21 protein-coding genes are annotated in these 21,475 nt (G+C 49.9%); 12 read left to right on the plus strand and 9 right to left on the minus strand.

The window, feature by feature from the left end:
• Window positions 1-20 precede the first annotated feature (20 nt).
• The 4 genes from MKQ68_RS24275 to MKQ68_RS24290 form a co-directional block, all read right to left on the minus strand.
• Window positions 21-971, minus strand: coding sequence for a TerC/Alx family metal homeostasis membrane protein (locus MKQ68_RS24275; RefSeq protein ID WP_264281322.1), 951 nt, complete (start codon window positions 969-971; stop codon window positions 21-23).
• A 66-nt stretch (window positions 972-1,037) separates the two neighbouring features.
• Complete coding sequence (gldG, locus tag MKQ68_RS24280; RefSeq protein ID WP_264281323.1) at window positions 1,038-2,753, minus strand: gliding motility-associated ABC transporter substrate-binding protein GldG; 1,716 nt, start codon at window positions 2,751-2,753, stop codon at window positions 1,038-1,040.
• Window positions 2,754-2,771: 18 nt separating this feature from the next.
• Window positions 2,772-3,509, minus strand: a complete 738-nt coding sequence (gene gldF, locus MKQ68_RS24285) for a gliding motility-associated ABC transporter permease subunit GldF (protein WP_264281324.1) — start codon at window positions 3,507-3,509, stop codon at window positions 2,772-2,774.
• A 62-nt stretch (window positions 3,510-3,571) separates the two neighbouring features.
• Window positions 3,572-4,783 carry a cysteine desulfurase family protein gene (locus MKQ68_RS24290; protein ID WP_264281325.1) on the minus strand — a complete coding sequence of 404 codons (1,212 nt, stop codon included), beginning with the start codon at window positions 4,781-4,783 and terminating at the stop codon, window positions 3,572-3,574.
• A gap of 47 nt (window positions 4,784-4,830) precedes the next feature.
• Here MKQ68_RS24290 and mce point away from each other — a divergent pair, with 47 nt between their 5' ends.
• Window positions 4,831-5,238, plus strand: coding sequence for a methylmalonyl-CoA epimerase (mce, locus tag MKQ68_RS24295; RefSeq protein WP_264281326.1), 408 nt, complete (start codon window positions 4,831-4,833; stop codon window positions 5,236-5,238).
• On the opposite strand, the gene MKQ68_RS24300 is transcribed toward mce, so the two are convergent.
• From MKQ68_RS24300 to MKQ68_RS24310, 3 genes are all read right to left on the minus strand, one after another.
• Complete coding sequence (locus MKQ68_RS24300; protein WP_244845586.1) at window positions 5,225-5,713, minus strand: hypothetical protein; 489 nt, start codon at window positions 5,711-5,713, stop codon at window positions 5,225-5,227. The genes mce and MKQ68_RS24300 overlap by 14 nt on opposite strands.
• 3 nt (window positions 5,714-5,716) lie before the next feature.
• A complete protein-coding gene (locus tag MKQ68_RS24305; protein ID WP_244845587.1) occupies window positions 5,717-6,478 on the minus strand; it encodes a COG1470 family protein in 762 nt (253 codons plus the stop codon).
• A 147-nt stretch (window positions 6,479-6,625) separates the two neighbouring features.
• Window positions 6,626-7,138 carry a hypothetical protein gene (locus tag MKQ68_RS24310; protein WP_264281327.1) on the minus strand — a complete coding sequence of 171 codons (513 nt, stop codon included), beginning with the start codon at window positions 7,136-7,138 and terminating at the stop codon, window positions 6,626-6,628.
• 164 nt (window positions 7,139-7,302) lie between these two features.
• On the opposite strand from MKQ68_RS24310, the gene MKQ68_RS24315 reads away from it, so the two are divergent.
• Complete coding sequence (locus MKQ68_RS24315; protein ID WP_264281328.1) at window positions 7,303-10,005, plus strand: COG1470 family protein; 2,703 nt, start codon at window positions 7,303-7,305, stop codon at window positions 10,003-10,005.
• Window positions 10,006-10,706: 701 nt separating this feature from the next.
• On the opposite strand, the gene MKQ68_RS24320 is transcribed toward MKQ68_RS24315, so the two are convergent.
• Window positions 10,707-11,972, minus strand: a complete 1,266-nt coding sequence (locus tag MKQ68_RS24320; RefSeq protein ID WP_264281329.1) for a UDP-N-acetylmuramoyl-tripeptide--D-alanyl-D-alanine ligase — start codon at window positions 11,970-11,972, stop codon at window positions 10,707-10,709.
• Window positions 11,973-12,084: 112 nt separating this feature from the next.
• On the opposite strand from MKQ68_RS24320, the gene MKQ68_RS24325 reads away from it, so the two are divergent.
• The 5 genes from MKQ68_RS24325 (at window position 12,085) to apaG (ending at window position 14,779) form a co-directional block, all read left to right on the plus strand.
• Window positions 12,085-12,459 carry a hypothetical protein gene (locus tag MKQ68_RS24325; RefSeq protein WP_244845595.1) on the plus strand — a complete coding sequence of 125 codons (375 nt, stop codon included), beginning with the start codon at window positions 12,085-12,087 and terminating at the stop codon, window positions 12,457-12,459.
• Window positions 12,460-12,478: 19 nt separating this feature from the next.
• Window positions 12,479-13,024 carry a YceI family protein gene (locus MKQ68_RS24330; protein WP_264281330.1) on the plus strand — a complete coding sequence of 182 codons (546 nt, stop codon included), beginning with the start codon at window positions 12,479-12,481 and terminating at the stop codon, window positions 13,022-13,024.
• A 22-nt stretch (window positions 13,025-13,046) separates the two neighbouring features.
• Window positions 13,047-13,985 (plus strand): DUF5777 family beta-barrel protein, encoded by a 939-nt coding sequence (locus MKQ68_RS24335; RefSeq protein ID WP_244845597.1) that lies wholly within the window; start codon window positions 13,047-13,049, stop codon window positions 13,983-13,985.
• Entirely contained in the window at window positions 13,982-14,308 is a 327-nt protein-coding gene (locus tag MKQ68_RS24340; RefSeq protein ID WP_244845598.1) for a DUF4157 domain-containing protein, read from the plus strand. Before MKQ68_RS24335 ends, MKQ68_RS24340 begins: the two co-directional genes overlap by 4 nt.
• 84 nt (window positions 14,309-14,392) lie before the next feature.
• Window positions 14,393-14,779, plus strand: a complete 387-nt coding sequence (gene apaG, locus MKQ68_RS24345; RefSeq protein WP_244845599.1) for a Co2+/Mg2+ efflux protein ApaG — start codon at window positions 14,393-14,395, stop codon at window positions 14,777-14,779.
• A 247-nt stretch (window positions 14,780-15,026) separates the two neighbouring features.
• Here apaG and gldB read toward each other — a convergent pair whose 3' ends face one another.
• A complete protein-coding gene (gene gldB / locus MKQ68_RS24350; RefSeq protein WP_264281331.1) occupies window positions 15,027-16,073 on the minus strand; it encodes a gliding motility lipoprotein GldB in 1,047 nt (348 codons plus the stop codon).
• Between the two features lie 20 nt (window positions 16,074-16,093).
• Between gldB and MKQ68_RS24355 the strand changes: the two genes are divergently transcribed.
• From MKQ68_RS24355 to MKQ68_RS24375, 5 genes are all read left to right on the plus strand, one after another.
• On the plus strand, window positions 16,094-16,837 hold the full coding sequence (locus MKQ68_RS24355) for a porin family protein (protein ID WP_264281332.1): 744 nt from the start codon (window positions 16,094-16,096) through the stop codon (window positions 16,835-16,837).
• 18 nt (window positions 16,838-16,855) lie between these two features.
• A complete protein-coding gene (locus MKQ68_RS24360; protein ID WP_264281333.1) occupies window positions 16,856-18,511 on the plus strand; it encodes an NAD+ synthase in 1,656 nt (551 codons plus the stop codon).
• A 61-nt stretch (window positions 18,512-18,572) separates the two neighbouring features.
• Window positions 18,573-19,844 (plus strand): serine--tRNA ligase, encoded by a 1,272-nt coding sequence (gene serS, locus MKQ68_RS24365; RefSeq protein ID WP_264281334.1) that lies wholly within the window; start codon window positions 18,573-18,575, stop codon window positions 19,842-19,844.
• Window positions 19,845-20,518: 674 nt separating this feature from the next.
• A complete protein-coding gene (locus MKQ68_RS24370; protein WP_264281335.1) occupies window positions 20,519-20,812 on the plus strand; it encodes a hypothetical protein in 294 nt (97 codons plus the stop codon).
• A gap of 114 nt (window positions 20,813-20,926) precedes the next feature.
• On the plus strand, window positions 20,927-21,472 hold the full coding sequence (locus MKQ68_RS24375; RefSeq protein WP_264281336.1) for a GNAT family N-acetyltransferase: 546 nt from the start codon (window positions 20,927-20,929) through the stop codon (window positions 21,470-21,472).
• Window positions 21,473-21,475 lie beyond the last annotated feature (3 nt).

The raw sequence follows: 21,475 nt of genomic DNA on the forward strand, positions 1-21,475 counted from the left end.
TGGCTACCGCCTATTAACGGTTAAACCTTCTGGTCTGTTATTTCTTCAGGTAAATCTTTTTTTTGATGGTACAAGGAATATAGGATAGAACCGCCCAAACATGCCACGATCACGATCAGCGACACGTAGATGGGAATATGAAAATTAAAGTACTCTACCAGCATTTTAGCACCGATAAACACCAGTACGATCGCAATACCCTGCTGCAGGTAGTCGAATTTATCCACCGCGCCGCGCAGCAAAAAGAACAGCGAGCGCAAGCCTAACACCGCAAAGATGTTGGAGGTGTACACCACCATCGGCTCCTTCGAAATCGCAAATACTGCGGGGATGGAGTCGAGTGCGAACACGACGTCGGTCACGGCCAGCATCATCACTACCAGTGATAAATTCGTGAAATAGGTTTTGTTATCCCGCTTTACCACGAACTTCTCTTCCGGGTTATCATGTGTAATACGGAGGCGTTTGCTAAAGAATTTATAAATGGGACTGTCGGCCGGATTGTACTCATCGTCCTGGTCCACGAAAAACATTTTTACGCCGGTATATACCAGGAACGCGCCAAAGATGTACAGTATCCAGTGGAAACGGTCGATGAGGGCTACGCCCAGGGTAATAAATATCGCACGCAGTACGATCGCCATCAGGATACCGATCAGCAGCACCCTGGCGAAGTTGGACTCTTTAACTTTAAAGAAGCCAAATATCAGGATGAATACAAAGATGTTGTCGATCGATAGCGACCATTCCATCAGGTAAGCGCTGAGGAAGCTGACTGCAATCGTGGAACCATCTTCGTACCAGAGATAACCAAAAAACAGGAAGGCGAGACCTACCCAGAAGGAAGTCTGTATAAGTGCCTTTTTAATCGAAATACTAGCGGATTTCTTACTCAGTAGGCCGAGGTCAAAAATTAGCGCAACAATAATAACAATGCCGAAAACGATAAACGTCCATTGCTCCGGAGTCATGTAGGAAATTTTATGAAAGGCAAAGATAATGCTTTCAAATCATCCTTTTCCGCTAATCCTGTGCCACTAGGCCGTGAACCTGCGTTGACGCAAGAAATTGAATACCATGGCGAATATCAGCACAAGACCAATGGGTACAACGAAGGCCAGTAGCTGCCATTTTGTATGTTGCTGTTTCACTTTTTCCCCATCCAGCAACCGCAGTGTCAGCTCCCGGTTACGGGTTTCCATGATGCCGCTGGTGTTGGTGAGATACTCCATACAGTTGGTGAAAAACTCTTTGTTGGCAAATACTTCCTGAGTAAAACGGTTAGCGCCCATTTGCAGCGGGCCATTCTTTTCTGAGAAGAAGTTGGTCACAATATCTGCATCGGCCACCACGATCATTTTATTTGGCGCGGCGGTAACGGAGCGGTAAGGAACACCGGAGAGTTGCTGTAATACCTCCAGCTGCCGGCCGTTCAGGCGGTGATTGAACAGAGAAGTGAAGTTACCTTCCAGCAATACGGCCGCAGGAATATTACCGGGCATGAACTGGCGCGGATTGGGTTTGCGCTTTAATTCATCGAGGCTGATGCCTACGGGGCTGCTTACCTTACGGCTGCGGGCCGACGACGCCAACAGGATGGTTTTTTGAATGCCGCCACCCGTAACGGTGTCAATAGAATTGGTGAATCTGCCAAGTACCGCGTCCATATTTTTAACAATAGGGTGCGAGCCGGTGGAGGAGAATTTAGGGAAGTAGATAAACGGCATGTACTGGATCTGCGGTTTGTCGCCCATGCTGCCCACGATGATCGGCAGCACATCACTTTGCAAATCCTGGATGAGGTCCTGGTTTACGCGCGCGCCATAACGGAACAGCAGGTCCTCCAGCTCCAGCCCGCGACTCATGGCCACGAAGTTGCCGCTGGCCTGCAGGCTGTCCATATCCGTGGTTAAATTATTCAGGAACCAGATCACCTTGCCGCCGTTCATCACGTACTGGTCGATCTTCAGTTTATCTTCTTCAGTAAATGCTTCTATCGGTTTTAAGAAGATGATCGTGCCGAACTCACGCGGAATAAACGGGTTCAGTTTCAGGTTGATGGTGTCGAGCCGGTAATACGATTGCAGTGTGGTGAGCGCGTCGTACACATGTGTGCCCACTGGTTCGCCATGCCCCAGCATATAACCTACAAGCGGTTTTTCTTTCAGCGATAGTTGGTAAATCGCATTGGCAAAACGATATTCCAGCATAGCGGCCGAGCTGTTCAGCGCCTGCGCCGGATCGGTGCCTGGCTGGCCCTGCAGCAGGGTAACGCCTATCTCTTTGCCTTTATAACGCACCAGCGCACCTGGGAAAATCAGCTTTTCGGAAATACCGTCACTCGCATCTGATTGCACCTGCAGGTTAAACGGCATGATACCTTTCTGCACGAGCGAATCCTGGAAGATGAAGCGCAGACTGTCGGGCAGTTCAGCTCCTGGTGTAATAAAACGAAACCGTACATTGTTGCCGCCGTATTCAGAAAATTCTTCCAGCAGTTCCTGTGTGTTTTGTGCCAGCTGTCGGAATCCTGCGGGATAGTCGCCTTTGAGAAACACATCAATCTCCAGCGGCGCATCCAGGCCGCGCAGCAGCATTTTGGTGGAGCCGGTAAGCGTGTACCGTTTTTCAGCGGTAAGGTCCCAGCGGCGGTGCAGGAAAGACGCTGCGGTATTAATGCCTATGAGGACGAGCAGCACGAGCAGTACGCGCTGTATATATTGTTTTCGTTTATGCCTGGTCGTAACTTCCATGTAGGTATTGATATGATGTTATGCCTGCCATATCCTGCGTTGCAGCGATACTTTGGTGAGGTACAGCATAAAGCCGATCACACTGAAAAAATAAATGATGTCGCGACTGTCTATCACCCCGCGGCTAATGGAATTGTAATGAAAGCTGATGCCCGCCATTTGCAGGTAGTAGTCGAAACCGCCCGCCAGCACCGGCAGTTTACTTAACGCATCAAAGCCGGTGTAAAATATATAACAGGTAAACACCGATACCAGGAACGCCACCACCGCATTGGAAGTAATAGAAGATGCCCAGATGCCTATCGCGGTAAACGTACTGCCCAGCAACAACAGCCCGATATAAGAGCCTGCAATGCCGCCTGTATCCATAGCCCCCGGTTGCGCAGCGAGTTGCGACACCGCGATGTAATATATAAATGTCGGTATCAGTGAAATCAGCACGATGAGCGCACATGCCCAGTATTTGCCCAGCACGATCTGCCAGCCGGTGAGTGGTTTGGTACTCAGTAACTCCATCGTGCCGCTTTTAAATTCCTCCGAAAAGCTGCGCATGGTGATGGCTGGTATCAACAGTAAAAATATAAGCGGCGCCAGTTCGAACAGTGGGTCCAGGTTGGCGTAGCCCGCATCCAGCAGGTTGGTGTCGCTGAACACGAACAGGAACAGGCCGTTCGCGAGCAGGAACAGGATGATGGCAACATACCCGGTGATACTGCTGAAGAACTGGTGAATTTCTTTTTTAAATATTGCTAGCATGAAAGTTCAAAGTTGCGTAAAACTAAACAGTTTATGTGCAAGCTACAAATTAACTTTAAAAATCATATAGAAGAAAAGGGTTGCAGCGAGCGGAGTTGCGCTACGGCTGTTCTGATGGCGCTGACAGCGAATTGTATTTCCTCCTCCGTAGTGAACCGTCCTAAAGAGAACCGCAGGGAGCCGTGCGACAGTTCGTCGGGCACTCCCATGGCCTTCAGCACATAACTCGGTTCGCGGCTCGCGGAGGTGCAGGCAGAGCCGGAAGAAACGGCAATGCTTTTACCGGTAGCCATCATGATCGCTTCGCCTGTAACACCGGCAAAGGAGATGTTGGTCACGTGTGGGAGGCGTTTGCCTGGACTTGCCGGTTGACCGGGCGTTGGCGTGCCGGCAGCAGCGAAAGGCAGACCATTCACGTTTGTTCCCGGTATATCGAGCAACCCGCTCTCCAGTTGGTCGCGGAGTTGAACAATGTTTTCGGTGTTAAGCTGATGCGCAGCCAGTTCGCAGGCTTTGCCAAATCCTACAATCCCCGGTACGTTCAGGGTGCCGGAGCGTACGCCGCGTTCGTGTCCGCCCCCGTCGATCTGCGCGATAACACGTACGCGGGGGGATTTGCGCCGCAGGTAGATAGCGCCCATTCCTTTAGGGCCGTATAGTTTATGGGCACTGCAGGTTAAGATGTCGATGCCGTCGGTATTTACGTTCACCGGTATTTTACCAACGGCCTGTGAGGCATCACACATAAACAGCACGCCGTGTTTCCGTGCGATCTTACTGATCGCGTCAACGGGATGTACGACGCCGGTTTCATTGTTGGCATACATCAGCGAAATGAGTATTGTATCGGGCCTGATGGCGGCTTCCAGCGCTGCGAGGTCGATGGCGCCTTCCTGGTTAACGGGCAGGTAGGTGATGTCGTGCCCTGTGTGCGCCAGGTGCTGACAGGCGTCCAGCACGGCTTTGTGTTCGGTAACGCAGGTGATGATGTGGCGGCCTTTGCTGGCGTAAGCTTCGGCCACGCCTTTGAGAGCGAGGTTGTTAGCTTCGGTGGCGCCCGAGGTGAAATGTACTTCCTGCGGCTCCGCGCCTATAAGGCCGGCTACCTGCTCACGGGCCAGGTCAACGGCGGCATGTGCGTAAAGGCCGGGAGCATGACTGCGACTGGCGGCGTTGCCAAAATGTTCGGTAAAGAAAGGCAACATGGCTTCCACTACCCGCGGGTCGCAGGGAGTAGTAGCATTGTAATCGAGATACACCGGCAGTTTCAGCATGTCCATTCACTTTTTACGCCATTAAAAATACTACATTTACTTCCATTATGCTGAAAGTTGAACATATCGGTATCGCGGTACGCTCCCTGGCAGACGCCGTGCCCCTGTACGAAAAACTGTTGAATACAAATTGCTACAAACAGGAAGCTGTGCAAAGCGAAGCAGTACAAACTGCCTTCCTGCAACAAGGTGAAACGAAGATCGAATTACTCGAGGCCACTGCACCCGAAAGTGCGATCGCCAAATTCATAGATAAAAAAGGAGAAGGCATTCATCACATCGCTTTCGAGGTAGCAGATATTCATGCGGAGATGCAACGACTCGCGGCGGAAGGATTCGTGTTACTGAACGAGCAACCGAAACGTGGGGCAGATAATAAACTGATCTGTTTTGTGCATCCTAAAAATACACATGGGGTGTTGGTGGAAATCTGCCAGGAGATTACAACCCCGTAGTACTGAATATCACTGTTCCTGTATAGTTCCCGGCCGGCTGCAGCAGGTGATTGCCGCCCTTCAATGTATACCGGAAGTTGAAGCTCGATCCCAATGTTAGTACACTGCTCGCCACTACCTGGTTCGTAGTCGATAGTGTTATTACACCTGTACCAAATGTAGCACCCACCACTTGTATAGTGACCTGGTTCACCGGGATGGTATTGATGCCGTTATTCAGTGTAGCGGTTTGTGCGCGCACGGAAACGGTCCAGGCAATACCTACCGCCAATAAAATACTGGAAGGCGCATCTGAGAATTTTCCGTTCTGGTATTCCGCGGCTGTAGCGATGGTGATTACCGGCGGGTTAGATGTTGTAAATCCAAGAAAGTCACGCTCGTCATTAATACTGCGCGGCCCGTTCTGTGCCATGCCGGCGAACGGCAGTAACAGGCAGATACAAATAGCGCTATATAGTTGTTTACCTCGTGTCATTTATTATTTGTGGTCAAACTCCAGTTCCCCGATGCGTAATGGTATATCGGGACCATTGTCCACGATCGCTACGCCTAAATAATTGCCTGGCTTCAATGTGGCCGGCAATCCAAAACGGATCACGCGTTTAACACCCGGCATCATCGGTACCGGCTGTGGTTCAAGTTTTATTTCTTCGGCAGTTTGTTGGTTCGTAAGTTCCAGTTTTACCATACTCTCCGTCATCAGTTCGCCAGTATTATGCAATACCACTTCTAACACATGTTTCGTGGAGTCCCCCAGCTTTGTAACACCCTTATCCCTGAAGTCGATTACTTCTAACGACTTCTTGCTTAATGACGGCGGTGTGTAGTAAATATGCACGCCTACTTCTAATCTGATAATCATACTGGCGCCCAGTTTTTTCTGCGAGCGAATACTCTCATCATCTTCTGCCTGCGTAAAAAATATCATTGCGTTCCTCACTATGTTTCCTGCATCGCGTGTTGATGCAAGTTTTACAGGAATGCTTCTTTCTTCACCGGCCTGCAATACGATACTGCTATAGGGCAATTCTATCCAGCTTGCGCAGGAATGTTTCAACGTATTGGCCTTACTGTATTGCTTGTCGCCTAAGCTGTCGCGGTACCAGTCGGCCAGCGTTATACTAAACACCATAGAGGTTTTACCCGGATTGGAAATACGTATTTCCTGCGTAGATGATTGTCCCGCAGGAAACGAGTAAAACAACCGCGAGGGTGCAACAGAAACAGAAGGTTGTGCCATCGTTGTTAATCCGAAAAGGCACGTCGTCAATAGTAAAATGTAAAATCTATACATGGAACGTATTGAGGTTAGCGCAATAAAATCCCCACTGCATGTTGTTGTAACATGCAGTGGTAATAAAATAAAAAGATGGCTGAATGCTAACGGTTAACCGGCAGTTGCGGTAAACGTAATTTGCGTGGTGTAATCACCTGCCGGTTTACCAATAAACGCTGCATTGTTTGCATCTGTGCTGTACTGCAGATTGATGTTCTTCAGGATAGCTGCAGGTGCGCTCGTAACAATGTTTTGATCGGTGGTCGACAGACTTACCTGCGATGGTGTTCCAATGCCTGTAGTTCCTGTTGGCTGTACTTTTACGTTGCTTACAGGAATACTGTTAGAGCCATTGGTAAGATCAGCGGTAGCTGCTTTTACTTTGATCGTATAAGCAGAAGTGCTCGTTACCGTAAGCGCATTCGGATAGGTGACAGATACCCCATTCGCGTAGTCTGCTGCGTTCGCAAACACTAAGGTCGGGTTTGTCTCGTTAACAGTCATAGTCAATACTGCAACCAATCTTACAGTAAGTGTGGCGTTCTGGGCTTTCACATTTTTGGAGGTGGTTAGGCCGGCCACAACAATCAGCATAGCGATAATTATTCTGCTTGGGTTTTTCATGAGAATGAAAATTTAGGTACATGATTCTGCGGCAAATGTGCGCATTTTTTTTGTGATAAATATCACCTACATTTATCAAAACGAACCTGCCGAATATGCCTTATGGCTTTCATTTGAAGCTATTACTCATCTATATCCTAGTCATTTTTTCAAGCAGAATTTGCTTGGGACAGGTCGTTATTTCGCTCGAAAAAGATGTGCTTCATGTAAAGGCAGGACAAACGGTTACGACTACACTACATCTTCGCAATTCGGCTACAGAAAAGGTTTCCGGTCGAGTGGTAATAAAGCCGGATGGAATTATGCTGCTCAGCAGTGATGTGCGTGAAGTAACACTTGCACCAAATGAAACACGTCCCATCGTGCTGAAATTTTTTGTGAAAGAGACGACTAACAACCGCGACAATAACAGCTGTGCTGTAAGCTTTACCTCTGCTGTCAATAACATTGGCTTAACAAAAAAGATACGCTTTGTCGTCGAACGGAAGAGGCGGATTGTTTTGGTTGCGCAAGAGCAACCTGTATTGATGCAATCAGCGAAAGATACGGTGCGTTGGCGCGTGCAGATCATGAATCGCGGTAACAGCGAAGAGCCTTTGTCAGTGCGGTATGCAGCCATTCCGGGCGGCTTTCGTTTTATGCCTTCGCCACCGATGTTTACACTTGCAGCAGGCATGGATACCACGGTGATCGTAAGGGCTGTGGCGGACGAGCAGCTGGGTGCCATTCAGAAACCGCAGATCAGTATATCGGTGAGTACGCCTAATAACTTGTTGCTCGCATCTGCTTACTGCATTCCACTTATTGTCTCCAACCGTTTCTCTGATCGCGCGCAGGATCTGTTACTGCAGGGCAACTACCTGGATGTGTCTGCACGCAATCTTTTTACCGGCACGCCATTCCTGCAAACCACGCTGATGTCTGCACACGCCAATGGCAACAATGCGTTAGATGTACGCTTACAAAGTTTGTGGTTCTATCAACAAAATCAAAGCTTCCTCACCGATAGTTACATCTATTTAAAACAAGGCGCCCTGTTCGCCAAAGCCGGCAGTATCACAGATTTACAAGAGGTGATCCTGAACGGCCAGGGCGTGCGTGCAGGCGCGGAAATGGGTAAGGACTTGACGGCCAGTTACACGTATCTGCATGATAATAATAACCAGCTGCGCTTCTCATCGGAGAAAGGTTCTATTAAAGTACCGCGGGTGACAACGCATGCGGTCGACTTAGACTTCACCCGCGAGCAGGGCTTTAGTTTTCATACACAGGCCATGTACCGGGAAGATGGGAGGGAAGGTCTTACGTCGCGGCTCGGCTCTCTGAGCTGGCAGTACAACGAGCAACAACTCATCAACCTGCGGGGCGTTGTTGGCTTTAGTGATGAGACGGTCGACTCCACCGGTAAACGTTACACCGCTGCCGCGGGTGGACTCGACATCACCGGCACAGCGGGGCGTTATTCCTGGGTATCTTCCAATTATGTGTCGGGCCGGCATTACGCAGGTTTCCGGCGGGGGCATCGCTTTTTCGACGAACGCTTTAACATGTTATTAACCGAAAAGCTGCAACTAGGCGTGCGGTATTTTCAACAGGCCAATGCACCTGCGCTGATGAATGAACTCGTTTACAACTTCCTGCCCGAAAGTGATGAGCAGGAATCGGGCGAAGTATCCTTACGCATCATGCCATCTCCGAATTTTAGTGTAACGTTAAGGCCATATCGTAACTGGCAACGTGTGAACTATCGTCCGCAAAGCATCCCCGATTTCAGTTCGGTGAGCGACCGCCTGGCAATGGATATATTATGGCAAACGCCATCCGGTTTTTTCGCTACTACTACTTATGATATCGGTAGCACGCAGTACAATATTAATCGCGCGAAGGCGAATGTGTTTCAGTCGCACCGGTTAAATATGAACCTCGGTTACAGCTGGTTTTCGTTTTCCGGCTGGGGGCAAATTGCGCCTTACTACCTGCGCGAGTATGTCAACATGGACCGGGTGTACCAAACCTATCGCACGCTGCAATTCGGCCCCACCTTCCAGAAAACTTTCCTGAAAGGGCAGCTGCAAACAATGGCCACTGCGCAATGGATTTACCAGGATGCGCTGCCCGGATGGATGTCTATTTACACCGGCCGTGCAGCCTGGCAGGCGGCGAAACACTGGCTGGTGCACGCCGATTACTCGCTCTTAGGTCCGGGCAGGTACGACTTCTCCAACCTGAGCGCCGGCGTGAGTTTCCTGTTCGGTAAACCTATCGGTACGCCCAGGCCGGCGCGGCACCGACTCAGTTTCTACGAAGACCGTAATAATAACGACGTGCGCGATGCCGGCGAGCCGGGCCTAAAGGGCGTATTGGTGCATGTAGGGGAACATGGCCTCGTGTCCGGAGAAGATGGCAACGTGGTATATGAAAGCTCCAATAGTGAGGAGCGCATCGCCCGCGTGGCCGCGCCTGGTGGCTGGATGACTGATGGGCAGTTACTACTTCCCGCAGGCCGTGGTGTACGGGCGTTGTCGGTGCCGATGAAGAAGAGTGCGGGCATTACCGGCCAGGTGCAATGGGAAAAAGGTCGCTACAGTCAGTACGCGCAGTCGTCGCAAGGTTGGCTGGTAGAGGCAACGGGCGGCAGCGGTAAGCTTTACCAGGCGTATGTTTCGAACGAAGGCCGCTTCAGACTGTGGTTGCCGCCGGGCGTTTACGATGTAGCGCTGCGGCAGGTGCAGCCTACGGGCAACTTCCACGGCATCCCTTCGCAGGTGGTGGTGTTGAACGGACATGAGGAAGCAACGCTCCAATTCCGGGTAAAGGAAAACGAAGGTGGGGCGATAATTAAACACTTTGGGAAAACGAACAAATAGGTCGGGCTCGGTGTTGTAATTCAGTTAAAAGTGCAGAAAGTCAGTCTGGGTAAGGGTTATAGCAGTTGTGGCAGGTTCACTCCAATGCAGTGGCTAAGTTTTTGTTTAATTAATGTTAAAGCAACAAACGCATAACGAGAAAATATTTCTTAAACGGGTCAAACCGTGATTGAACAATTCTCGTAGATAACTGTTGTTAAATAAATTAAGTTCTTATATAACTGTGTTTTAATTAGGAAAAGTAAGGAAACCTTACTAACTTGATTTTCAATAAAATAATCTAGCCGTAGGCTATTTAAAGATACTCTAAAGTTGGCATAGGTTATGAAAACCTGTGAGTTTTTTAGCTCGCAGGTTTATTTTTTTATCAGCTTCTGTAAAATAATTAAGCCGCCGTTGTGTCACTCACTTCGGCGGCTTTTTCTATGATCATCAATCGAAAATATTCGTCATGGCGAGCGAAGCGCGGCCACCTTCGTGCGCAGGCTTCGCTCCTGTAATTTAATGTTGCCAGACACTACGATGTCGGAGACGGGAGCGTATGTTCGCTTCATTTCATTCGAGATGTCGAAGACAATGATGATGCGCAGTATGACGATGGCTTACAATAACTTCTTCATCCCCGCGCTACGCGATCTTTTGATCAGAGGACTTACAATAACTTCGTCACCCCACGCTAAGCGATCCTTTGATCAGAGGACTTACAATACCTTCTCCATCCCCACACTACGCGATCCTTTGATCAGCAAATGGGTGTTTTCGAACGCCTGCTGCTCCAGCCATCTTTTCGCTTCTTCTGCATTCTTCATAAAGATATATGGGTGCTTCACCTTTGCAAAATCACCCCCTACTAATACCACCGCTTTCCAATGTGTTCTTTCCAGCAGCGATACCAGTTCCTGGTGTTCTTTTTCGCTATCCTCACCCAGTTCCATCATACCGCCGAGTAACAATACTTTCTGCGCTGCATCCAATCCCGCAAAGTTCTCGATCGCCGCTTTCATACTCGATGGATTGGCGTTATAAGCGTCCATGATCACCGTATTGCTGCCTTGTTGAATGATCTGCGAACGGTTATTTGAGGGTACGTACCCTTCAATCGCCTGTTTAATCGTAGCAGCCGGAATATTAAAATGCCGGCCGATCGCATACGCTGCCAGTGCATTTGGCAGGTTATAAGCGCCCACCAGTTGGGTGCGTATCAGGTCGTCGCCGGTTTTTACTTCGAGCAACGCTGTACCTGCTACTGCCGATCCGTTATAGTCTGCCCCTTCAATCCCATAAGTTACCACGTGGGCAATGCCTTTGCTCATTTCGGCCAGGTAGTCGTAGCCATTGTAATAAAACACCGTACCATTGTTGGCCCGCAGGTAATCATACAGCTCGCCTTTGGCCTTCTTTACCCCTTCCGGACCGCCAAAGCCTTCCAGGTGCGCTTTGCCGATATTGGTGATAAGGCCGTGGGTAGGCAGCGCTACTTTACAATACCCTTCGATCTCCAGCTGGTGGTTGGCGCCCATTTCTATCACGGCCATCTCAGCATCCTTTGGAATACTGAGGATGGTTAAAGGCACGCCAATGTGGTTGTTCAGGTTACCGACCGTCGCCACAGTTTTATAGGTGCTCGCCAGCACGGTTTTCACCAGCTCTTTCGTAGTGGTTTTACCGTTAGTGCCGGTAATACCAATAAACGGGATGGTGAATTGTTTGCGGTGATGTAAGGCCAGTTGCTGTAAGGTTTCCAGGGCGTCCGGTACGAGCATCATTTTATCCGGCACAGTAAAGTAAGCTTCCTCATCCACCACGGCAAAGGCAGCACCTGACTCCAGTGCCGACTGCGCATAGGCGTTGCCGTTAAAGTTTGGTCCTTTCAGCGCAAAAAATAGATCGCCGGACTGCAGTTTACGGGTGTCCGTTTGTATGCTTGGGTGTTGCTGGTATATATGATATAATTGCTCGATGTTCACGTTGTATTAGTTTAATTGTAAATATATTATCTTTCGAGGGAAAGACAACTGTTTGCAATATAAGCACGTATACAGAAAATCGTAAGGATTCAAAAAAGATAAATTAGCTAAGATGATGAGATACTTTTCCGGCCTGTTACTATTATGGGTAATCTACAGCGCCTGTACGGCCGACAAGGCCCCTAAGCCCGAAGCGCCCATCGTGGCCTGCGACACGGCGACCATTACATCGGCACGTATATACGCCATTGTACAGCAAAACTGCACCAACTATGCCTGTCACCCCGGTGGCGGTGCACCTTCAGCTGCTAACTTCAGCTCACAGGCGAACCTGAAGGCGTACATCAATGCAAATAAAGGGCTGTTCGCCGCCCGCGTTACCGCTGCCAATGCCGATATGCCCCAGTCACAGGGGTTTCCTGCATTGCCACGTGCCGTACGCGACTCTATCGCCTGCTGGATATCCAAAGGAATGCCAGATCAATAACCATTAAAGGAACCATGACATGAAACACCTGATCCTGCTGATGCTCTGCCTGCCCCTCGCCCTTGGCGCCACAGCGCAGGACGTGTACGCTTCGCGTAACGTAAGTTTGTCTTTCTTTTCCAAAGCGCCCATGGAAGATATTGATGCGAAAACCACGCAGTGCGTATCTGCCATCAATATCAAAACCGGTGCGGTATACTTTAAAGTGGCCGTCAACACTTTTCAATTTAAGAAGTCATTGATGCAGGAGCACTTTAACGAGAACTACCTGGAAACACATAAGTTCCCGAACGCCGAGTTCAAGGGCAAACTGCTCGATCTGCCCGATCTCACCAAGCCCGGCACCTACACGGTTACGGTAGAAGGTACGCTGGATATGCACGGCGTAAAAAAGACGTACCGCGAAAAAGGTACTTTAACCGTAGCTGTCGGCAGCATCGCTGTAAGCAGCACTTTCAAAGTGAGGGTAGCGGATCACAATATTAAAATTCCACGCCTCGTCGTGAAAAACATAGCGGAGGTCGTAGACGTAACGGTCAGCGGCAAATACGCACCAGCCAAATAATCAACCATATTAAAAACGCTTTATGTCTTTCGTAAAAATACTTTTCGCCGCCTGCCTGTTACCTGCCGCCTGTTACGCACAGGACGATCTCAGCGGCATGTTCAAAGACTCCGCAAAACGCAGTCTGCCCGTTATCGCCACGTTCAAGTCCACCCGTATCATCAATGGCCAGTCCAACGAAACGCTCGGTAAAAACGAACTGGATTTCCGCGTAGGCCACCGTTTTGGCGATATGGCCGGCAGCAACGGCGGTGCGAAAACTTTCTTCGGGATGGATAATTCCACCGACATCCGTATTGCCTTTGAGTACGGTGTTTCCGACAATCTCACTGTGGGTATCGGCCGCAGTAAAGGTTCCGGTAACCTGTCGCAGTTATATGAGGGGTTGGTCAAATACCGGCTGCTGCAGCAAACGACCGATAACCGCATACCATTGGCCATTACGCTGTTCGGTAACGCCGTGGTAAGCGCCATGGAATCCGCCGAAGAAGAAGCCTCGCCTGCCTATTTCGGTAAGTTCAGCGATCGCATGAGTTACACGGCGCAGGCGGTGTTGGCGCGGCAGTTCGGCCATGCGTTTTCACTGGCGGTGTTGCCGACTTACGTACATCGAAATCGGGTAGGATATGCAGACATGAATGGCATGTTCGCGCTGGGCGTGGGTGGCAGACTGCGTTTCACGAACCGCCTGGCGCTGGTGGTCGATTACTTTGTGCCCTTCCGCGATCAGGCCAGTAAGGACTTTGCCAAAACGCAAGGGATGGAGTATTATAACTCACTGGGTGTAGGCCTCGAGATAGAGACAGGCGGCCACGTGTTTCATGTGAACTTTACCAATTCCACTGCTACGCTCGAAAACCAGTTTATACCGGAAACCACGTCCACGTGGACGAACGGTCAGTTCCGCTGGGGTTTTAATATTTCCCGTAGATTTGACCTGGACCGGAAGCATAAACATTGAGCATCATCATCTGCACTATAAAAGAAAACTCCTGGGTGGCCCGACTGGCCGCCCGTAAGATGAAGTCGCCGGCTGTCGCCATCGTATTTGGTCACAAGATTCACCTGTACGGCGCCGACCGCCAGCGCTTTCTGCGCGACGTGGCCTGGGTGCGTCATGAGGTGTGTCATGTCCGTCAATACCGCCGCCATGGCTTTTTTGGGTTTCTCGTCAGGTACCTGGCAGACTGGATACGTAATGGCTACTTCCTCAACAAGTTCGAAGTAGAGGCCCGTCAGGCGGAGCACAGCCCGGTCGTGATGCAGGACGTCCGAATTGTATAAAGAATCGTTAAAACGCCCCCGGCCGTGGAAAATATTCGATCTCTGGGTGATTTTTCCTTATTTTTACTTACAAAGGTTGTTCCTATGGTCAAGAAGGTAACAGAGGGAATTACAATCAGCGTGGAGACGTTCTACCAGCCGGATTACTCTAATCCGATCGGGAGTGAGTTTATGTTCGCTTATCGTATTACGATTGAAAATAACAACACTTTTCCGATCAAACTACTGCGCCGTCACTGGTATATCATCGACTCGAACGGTACCCACCGTGAAGTGGAAGGAGAGGGTGTAGTAGGTGTACAACCGCTGCTGGCACCAGGCGAGAGCTATCAATATGTATCGGGCTCCAACCTGCGCACGGAAATCGGTAAAATGTACGGCAACTACCAGATGGAGAACCAGCTGAACAAAAAGATGTTCGAGGTGAAAATCCCCGAATTTCAGATGGTGGTACCTTTCAAGCTGAACTAATACCTCATCGCATAGCCCTTATGGCTTTATCCCTGCTCACCTGTCATTATCTGAGCCAGTACTTCGCTTTTTCTTTACTGAAAATAAAAAGGCATCGACAATCGTTGATGCCTTGTCTTTTATAGCAGGCGGCTATGCGGTAAAAGGCATGCGCCCTCGTATAATACTTAATCTTGTAGCCAGCCAGCTATTGATCGCAAAATGCATCAACATGAATCATGCTGATGCATTTTGCTGTAAGGATTAATCACTTCGGCCTGTATTTCGCTGCATTGAATATTTGCAACGCATCCTTCGTTTCCATCAGTTGTTGCAACGTCACATCCGGATGACGCTCCATGTAAGCGCTTACGATACGGCTGCCTGTATACACCCCGATCTTACCGGGCGAGCCAGGCGGCATGCCTTGTGTACTGGGGCCCTCGCCCATAAAGTGCATCAGTTGCTGCCAGTCGGTGCTGTACAACAGGTTCCGCTGTACAAAAAACTGCCATATCATTTCTTCGTTTTCGTCGCACCAGTCCAACTGCTGGCGGGTATACCCGATGCGTAATGTATCTGCTGTATGTGGTAACACTTTCGATAAAAAGTATTGCTGCCTGCCCGCATCGATCATCTGTTCTACCAGCTTACGCCCTTCCGCCGCGCGGGGAAACAGGTCCTGCTCGACCACTTTCATCACATTCACCGGGATGTACGCAGGTTCAAAAGTGCGTACCAGGTAAGACGGTAATTCCGCCGACAAAACCTGGTAAATCGGGAAGTTCGCACCCAGGTACATATCCAGCCCGATGCCCACCGTGCTATCCACCGTTAACGCGCCATAGTTACCGATGGCCGACATGAACGTGCGCACTTTAGGGGCTTTAAAGGACGGGATGTAATATTTCGTAAAGCGGAAAGCATCGGTGATTTCCTGCTCCAGTTTATCCAGCGATTGAAAATGTTGATTGATGCTATCCTGTAGTAACCGGAAGTCGTTGTTCTTCAGAAAGGCGCGGGTTTGCATCTGTACAATGTGGTCGGTATCGCTGTATGGACCAAAGTTGAGTACATGCTGGAAGTAAAAGGGGGTGAAGTCCGGGTACTTCGAACGCAGCAATTTTAAGCCCTCCGCGGCGTTATTGGTGTCAATAGCAAAAAAATCCTTGTCAAACCTTTCTATCGTTACGTCGATGGGAATGTTGCTTACGTCGGGCGTTTTAACGCGATCGCCACAAGCGGAAAGGCCTGTCCATAAGGTAAAAGAACACAGGATAAGGCGCAGGATATTTTTATTAGAGTAAATTTGCATCGCTTTTTAAAACTTAAATGATGGTAAAAATATTGCATAACATCGTATCGGGGAAACAGAATTATTGGAAATGTTTAATGTTTGCAGGGGTGATCATGGGCGCCAGCGTATCTGCCCAGGCGCAGGAGGGCTTCTCCAAAAGGATGTCCAGGAAGATGGAGCGGAAGGTTCGTTTTGGTTTTAAACTCGATCCGGGTGTTGCGGTGATGAAGTCGCAGGACAATGGAATTGAACGTAATAGCGGTAAGTTCCACCTGAATTACGGCATCATGGCCGATTTCTTTTTAGATAAGGAAGAACGTTATGCGGTGGGCACTGGCTTCCAGGTAACACATACTGGTAGTGTATTGCAATACGACCAGGGAATAGGATTGAATGAGTATAACGATTACCCTACGGAGTACGATTTGCGGTTGCAATACCTCGAAGTGCCCCTTACCTTAAAGCTGAAAGCGGCTACCCGCGACGATATTGGCATATGGGGCCAGTTCGGCACCTACTTTGCAGCACCTATCCGGGCGCGTGCAAACGTGATCAGTAACCAGAAAGAGTTCAGGAAAGAAAACGTACTCAACGAAATGCACCGCCTCAACATGGGCCTGTTGCTGGCGGCCGGCGTTGAATACCCGCTTACCGAAACCTTGTCCGGCATTGTTGGATTTGGCTACCAGGGCGGCTTTACTGATCTTACCCGCAATAAAAAGTGGAACGATGGTAAGGTAAACCTCAACAGCTTCTCGCTCAGATTAGGGCTTTATTTTTAGTAGCAGTAACTTTAACACATGAAAATAGTATTAGCGCAGCAGAACTACCATATTGGCAATTTCGAGAGCAACACCGCGAAGATCATCGCCGCTATTAAGGATGCAGAAGCCGCCGGGGCCGACCTGGTCGTATTCAGCGAACTATGCGTGTGCGGTTATCCCCCCCGCGATTTCCTGGAGTTCGAAGACTTTATCAATAAGAGTTATGCTGCGATCGATGCTATTAAAGCACATACCGCCAACATCGCTGTGCTGGTAGGCGCTCCCGCCCGACATACACAGCGCGAAGGGAAAGATCTCTTTAACGCCGCCTGGTTCCTGCACGAGCAGGAAGTAAAACAGGTAGTGTACAAAACGCTGCTGCCTACGTACGACATATTCGATGAGTACCGCTACTTTGAACCGGCTTACGAATGGAACGTGGTGCAGTTCAAAGGAAAGAAACTGGCCGTTACCATCTGCGAAGACATCTGGAACCTGGGCGATAACCCGCTTTACCGCGTATGTCCGATGGACCAGCTGATTACGCAGCAGCCGGATGTGATGATCAACCTGTCGGCCTCGCCGTTCGATTACGATCACGATGAAGGCCGCAAAGCCATTGTGCTGGCCAATGTACAGAAGTACAAGATCCCCATGATCTATTGTAATACCGTAGGCTCACAAACAGAAATCGTATTTGATGGCGGCTCACTCGTATACGATGCCCAGGGCAATATCATGAAGGAGCTGCCTTACTTCGAGGAAGCCACTGATATGGTGGATCTTGAAAACCTGCATGGCACCATACAGGAGCAATTGAAGCCCAGCGTACATGAGCTGGTGTTCGATCATAACATCGATCGCATACATGCGGCGCTTATCCTCGGTATAAAAGATTATTTCGGGAAGATGGGCTTTAAGAAAGCCATCCTGGGATCATCCGGCGGGATCGATAGCGCGGTGGTGTTAGCACTGGCCTGCGAGGCGCTGGGTAAAGAAAATGTAAGGGCTATCCTGATGCCGTCGCCTTACTCTACAGAGCACTCCGTGATTGACGCGGTGGCGTTAAGCAAGAACCTCGGCAACCCATACGACGTCATCCGCATCAACAATATTTATGAATCTTTCCTGGATACGTTGGACCCCTACTTCCAGGGTCTGCCGTTTAACGTGGCAGAAGAAAATACGCAGTCACGCATCCGCGGTAATCTGCTGATGGGGCTGAGCAACAAGTTTGGATATATTTTGCTCAACACCTCCAATAAAAGTGAGCTGAGTACCGGTTATGGTACGTTGTACGGCGACATGGCCGGCGGCCTGTCCGTACTGGGCGACCTGTACAAAATGCAGGTGTATGCCCTGGCCCGCTACATCAACCGCGACAGAGAAATCGTTCCCGAAAATATCATCGATAAAGCGCCTTCGGCGGAGTTGCGTCCCAATCAGAAGGACAGTGACAGTCTGCCCGACTACGCCATACTCGACCGCATTTTGTACCAGTACATCGAGCGTCGCCAGGGCCCACGCGAAATTATCGCGCAAGGCTTTGATGAAGCGCTGGTGCAGCGTACCCTCAAATTGGTCAATACCAACGAGTACAAGCGTAACCAATTCTGTCCCATCATCCGCGTATCTTCCAAAGCGTTCGGGGTGGGAAGAAGGGTGCCCATCGTAGGCAAATACCTCTCTTAAGCTAAAATCATTGTGCCTTTCCCCCTGTTAACGCTATATTTGTCAAAATTTTTTTGACAAGATGTTACAGGTTCAGTTTATCCGTCAGCACAAGGAACTGGTACTGGAACGCCTGGCCCTGAAGAACTTCAGGGAACTGGGTGTTGTGGACGAAGTATTGGCGCTGGACGACAGAAGGAAGAAACTCACACAGGAGTATGATGATACCCAATCACGTGTGAAATCAAGTTCCAAGGAAATCGGTAAACTGATGTCGCAGGGTTCGCAGCAGGAAGCAGAAGCGCTGAAAGCCGAGGTGGCCGCCCTTAAAGAGCGCCTGGCACCCATCAACGATGAACTGAACGCTACCGAGAAATTACTGCTCGAAACAGTCGTAAAGCTTCCGAACCTGCCGGCCGCCATGGTGCCCGCCGGTAAAACCCCGGAGGATAACGAAGTTGTGCGCGAAGGTGGTGCCAAACCAGCACTGCATGGCGCCGCCGTTCCGCACTGGGACCTGGTGAAAAAATACAACCTCATCGACTTTGAACTCGGCAACAAGATCACCGGCAGCGGTTTTCCTGTATATACCAACAAAGGCGCGCGTTTACAGCGTGCGTTGCAGAACTACTTCCTGGATTTCAATACTGCCGCGGGTTACATCGAACATCAGCCCCCGTTGCTGGTGAATGAAGACAGTGCCTTCGGCACCGGCCAGCTGCCTGATAAAGAAGGCCAGATGTATTACGCCAGCGAAGACAAGTACTTCCTGATACCGACCTCCGAAGTACCGCTGACCAACATCTACCGCGACGAGATCCTGAAGGACAGCGACCTGCCGGTAAAGCTCACGGGCTATACGCCTTGTTTCCGCAGGGAAGCAGGTTCCTACGGTAAGGATGTGCGTGGCCTCAACCGCCTGCACCAGTTCGATAAAGTGGAGATCGTGCAACTCGTACATCCCGAAAAGTCCTTCGAAACCCTGGACAACATGGTGGAACACGTAGAAAAGCTGATCCAGTCACTCGGGTTGCATTACCGCATTTTGCGTTTATGCGGGGGTGATATGGGCTTTGCCTCTGCGATTACCTACGACTTTGAAGTATACAGCGCCGCCCAGCAAAAATGGCTGGAAGTAAGCTCCGTATCCAACTTCGAAAGCTACCAGACCAACAGGATGAAGATCCGTTACAAAGATGCCAACGGTAAAACCCAGTTGCTGCACTCGCTGAACGGCAGCTCCCTGGCCTTCCCGCGCATTTTGGCCTGCCTGCTGGAAAACAACCAGTACGAAGACGGCATCCATCTGCCGGAAGTACTGCACAGCTACGCCGGATTCGATAAGATCCAATAATCAGCCTAACCGCTTTATATAAGCCCGTCGGTACCCACCGGCGGGCTTTTTTATGTGTGCTGGCTGCCTTCATTTCCTCTTTTTCACCAGCTTTCGTCAGCTCTGCTCAGCCGCCGTTGTGTCACTCACTGCAACGTCCGTTCCCTACTCTTCAACCCGCTTCAGTCTTCGCTCGCCACACTTACTGCTGCTTCGACGGGAGCGGATGCTTGCTTCCTTTCATGACGACGAAATAGGAGGGCGATTGTCTTCTCTTTCCGTCATTGCGATTGAAAGGAAGCAAACCTCCGCTCCAGTATTCGCGCTTGCAACACATGATGACGGAAATTATGTTGATCTGCTGTCAACCTGCCGGATTGTAGCCAGATCGTTCGACCATCCTTGCCGGATCCTTCGTTCATCCTTCGTATATAGTTCGTAGATCCTTCGTATATCGTTCGTACAAATACGAATCATATACGAAGGATGAACGAAGGATCTACCTATGATCAACGAAAGATGCAGCAAGGATGCATAGAGGATGTAGCCGGGAAGTTGGGCCATCTCCCCAAAAAAAATAACGGCGCTCTCCCCAGGCAACCGGCACACTTTTCGTACGTATATGTTTAAACGTCTATTTTTTGATTTGGTATAAATCAGCTACTTTGCCCTCGGCTTTAACTAAATACACTATTATGAAAAGATTAGGTCAAATCGCTTTCGCCATGGTGTTACTGAGCGCCTGCTCCCGTAACACGACAAACACCGGCCAGGATGCGGCCACTGCATTTGCTAAGTATCCGGCTTCGGAAGGTAAAACGCTGTTCCAGGAGAAATGTAGCCGCTGCCACAAATACCGCATGCCGGAAACGCGTACTACAGAAGCCTGGGTGCCCATCATGAACAGGATGGCCCGTAAGGCAAAGCTGAACGACGCGCAAAAGGCTTCCGTGCTGGCTTTCGTGCAGGAGCACAGCAAGAAGTCATAACTTCCCCCCAATGAACCTCTTACAGGAAACGCAGCGGTCACCGTACCGGCTGCGTTTTTTTATGCGGCGAACTGATGCCACTTTTTTCGCCCTGAACCTTACATTTGTGTTCGTATGCAGCAGTTTTTGCCCAATGGCAGTACCCTCATCATCCGCCGGCCCACGTTGGAGGATGCACCCGCCTTGCTGGAGATATTTCGCCAGATGACGCGGGAAAGCGACTTTTTGCTTTACACACATGCGGAAGCGATGAAATTCGGGCTGCGCGACGAGGAGGACTTCATCCGCCAATACCTGCTGCAGCCACGGCATTTATTGTTGCTGGCAGAAGCAAACGGGCAAATCGTGGGATCGATTACTATTAACCAGGGCCGCCAGCAAAAGCAGGCACACCTGGGCGAATTAGGGATAGCGGTGCTGCGGGATTGGTGGAATATGGGCATCGGGCGGCGGTTAATGACGGCCGCTTTACGATGGGTGGAAGAGCATGCCGAAATCGAAATTGTTCATTTTTCCGTATTTGCCAACAATGAAAAGGCGATACAGCTGTACCGGAACTTCGGTTTCCTCGAATGCGGGCGCATGCCGCAAGGGGTAAAAGGCACCGACGGCCAGTTTATAGACCTCATTACTATGTCCAAACGCATCAAAAATTTCTAGTCG

Origin of the sequence: Chitinophaga horti, from assembly GCF_022867795.2 — a bacterium.
Taxonomy (GTDB): domain Bacteria; phylum Bacteroidota; class Bacteroidia; order Chitinophagales; family Chitinophagaceae; genus Chitinophaga; species Chitinophaga horti.

Bases quoted from the DNA above. Each gene is read 5' to 3' on its own strand.
- MKQ68_RS24275 (WP_264281322.1), bottom strand. From the start codon at position 971: ATGACTCCGGAGCAATGGACGTTTATCGTTTTCGGCATTGTTATTATT.
- gldG (WP_264281323.1), bottom strand. From the start codon at position 2,753: ATGGAAGTTACGACCAGGCATAAACGAAAACAATATATACAGCGCGTA.
- gldF (WP_264281324.1), bottom strand. From the start codon at position 3,509: ATGCTAGCAATATTTAAAAAAGAAATTCACCAGTTCTTCAGCAGTATC.
- MKQ68_RS24290 (WP_264281325.1), bottom strand. From the start codon at position 4,783: ATGCTGAAACTGCCGGTGTATCTCGATTACAATGCTACTACTCCCTGC.
- mce (WP_264281326.1), top strand. From the start codon at position 4,831: ATGCTGAAAGTTGAACATATCGGTATCGCGGTACGCTCCCTGGCAGAC.
- MKQ68_RS24300 (WP_244845586.1), bottom strand. From the start codon at position 5,713: ATGACACGAGGTAAACAACTATATAGCGCTATTTGTATCTGCCTGTTA.
- MKQ68_RS24305 (WP_244845587.1), bottom strand. From the start codon at position 6,478: ATGGCACAACCTTCTGTTTCTGTTGCACCCTCGCGGTTGTTTTACTCG.
- MKQ68_RS24310 (WP_264281327.1), bottom strand. From the start codon at position 7,138: ATGAAAAACCCAAGCAGAATAATTATCGCTATGCTGATTGTTGTGGCC.
- MKQ68_RS24325 (WP_244845595.1), top strand. From the start codon at position 12,085: ATGATGAGATACTTTTCCGGCCTGTTACTATTATGGGTAATCTACAGC.
- MKQ68_RS24330 (WP_264281330.1), top strand. From the start codon at position 12,479: ATGAAACACCTGATCCTGCTGATGCTCTGCCTGCCCCTCGCCCTTGGC.
- MKQ68_RS24335 (WP_244845597.1), top strand. From the start codon at position 13,047: ATGTCTTTCGTAAAAATACTTTTCGCCGCCTGCCTGTTACCTGCCGCC.
- apaG (WP_244845599.1), top strand. From the start codon at position 14,393: ATGGTCAAGAAGGTAACAGAGGGAATTACAATCAGCGTGGAGACGTTC.
- gldB (WP_264281331.1), bottom strand. From the start codon at position 16,073: ATGCAAATTTACTCTAATAAAAATATCCTGCGCCTTATCCTGTGTTCT.
- MKQ68_RS24355 (WP_264281332.1), top strand. From the start codon at position 16,094: ATGGTAAAAATATTGCATAACATCGTATCGGGGAAACAGAATTATTGG.
- MKQ68_RS24360 (WP_264281333.1), top strand. From the start codon at position 16,856: ATGAAAATAGTATTAGCGCAGCAGAACTACCATATTGGCAATTTCGAG.
- serS (WP_264281334.1), top strand. From the start codon at position 18,573: ATGTTACAGGTTCAGTTTATCCGTCAGCACAAGGAACTGGTACTGGAA.
- MKQ68_RS24370 (WP_264281335.1), top strand. From the start codon at position 20,519: ATGAAAAGATTAGGTCAAATCGCTTTCGCCATGGTGTTACTGAGCGCC.
- MKQ68_RS24375 (WP_264281336.1), top strand. From the start codon at position 20,927: ATGCAGCAGTTTTTGCCCAATGGCAGTACCCTCATCATCCGCCGGCCC.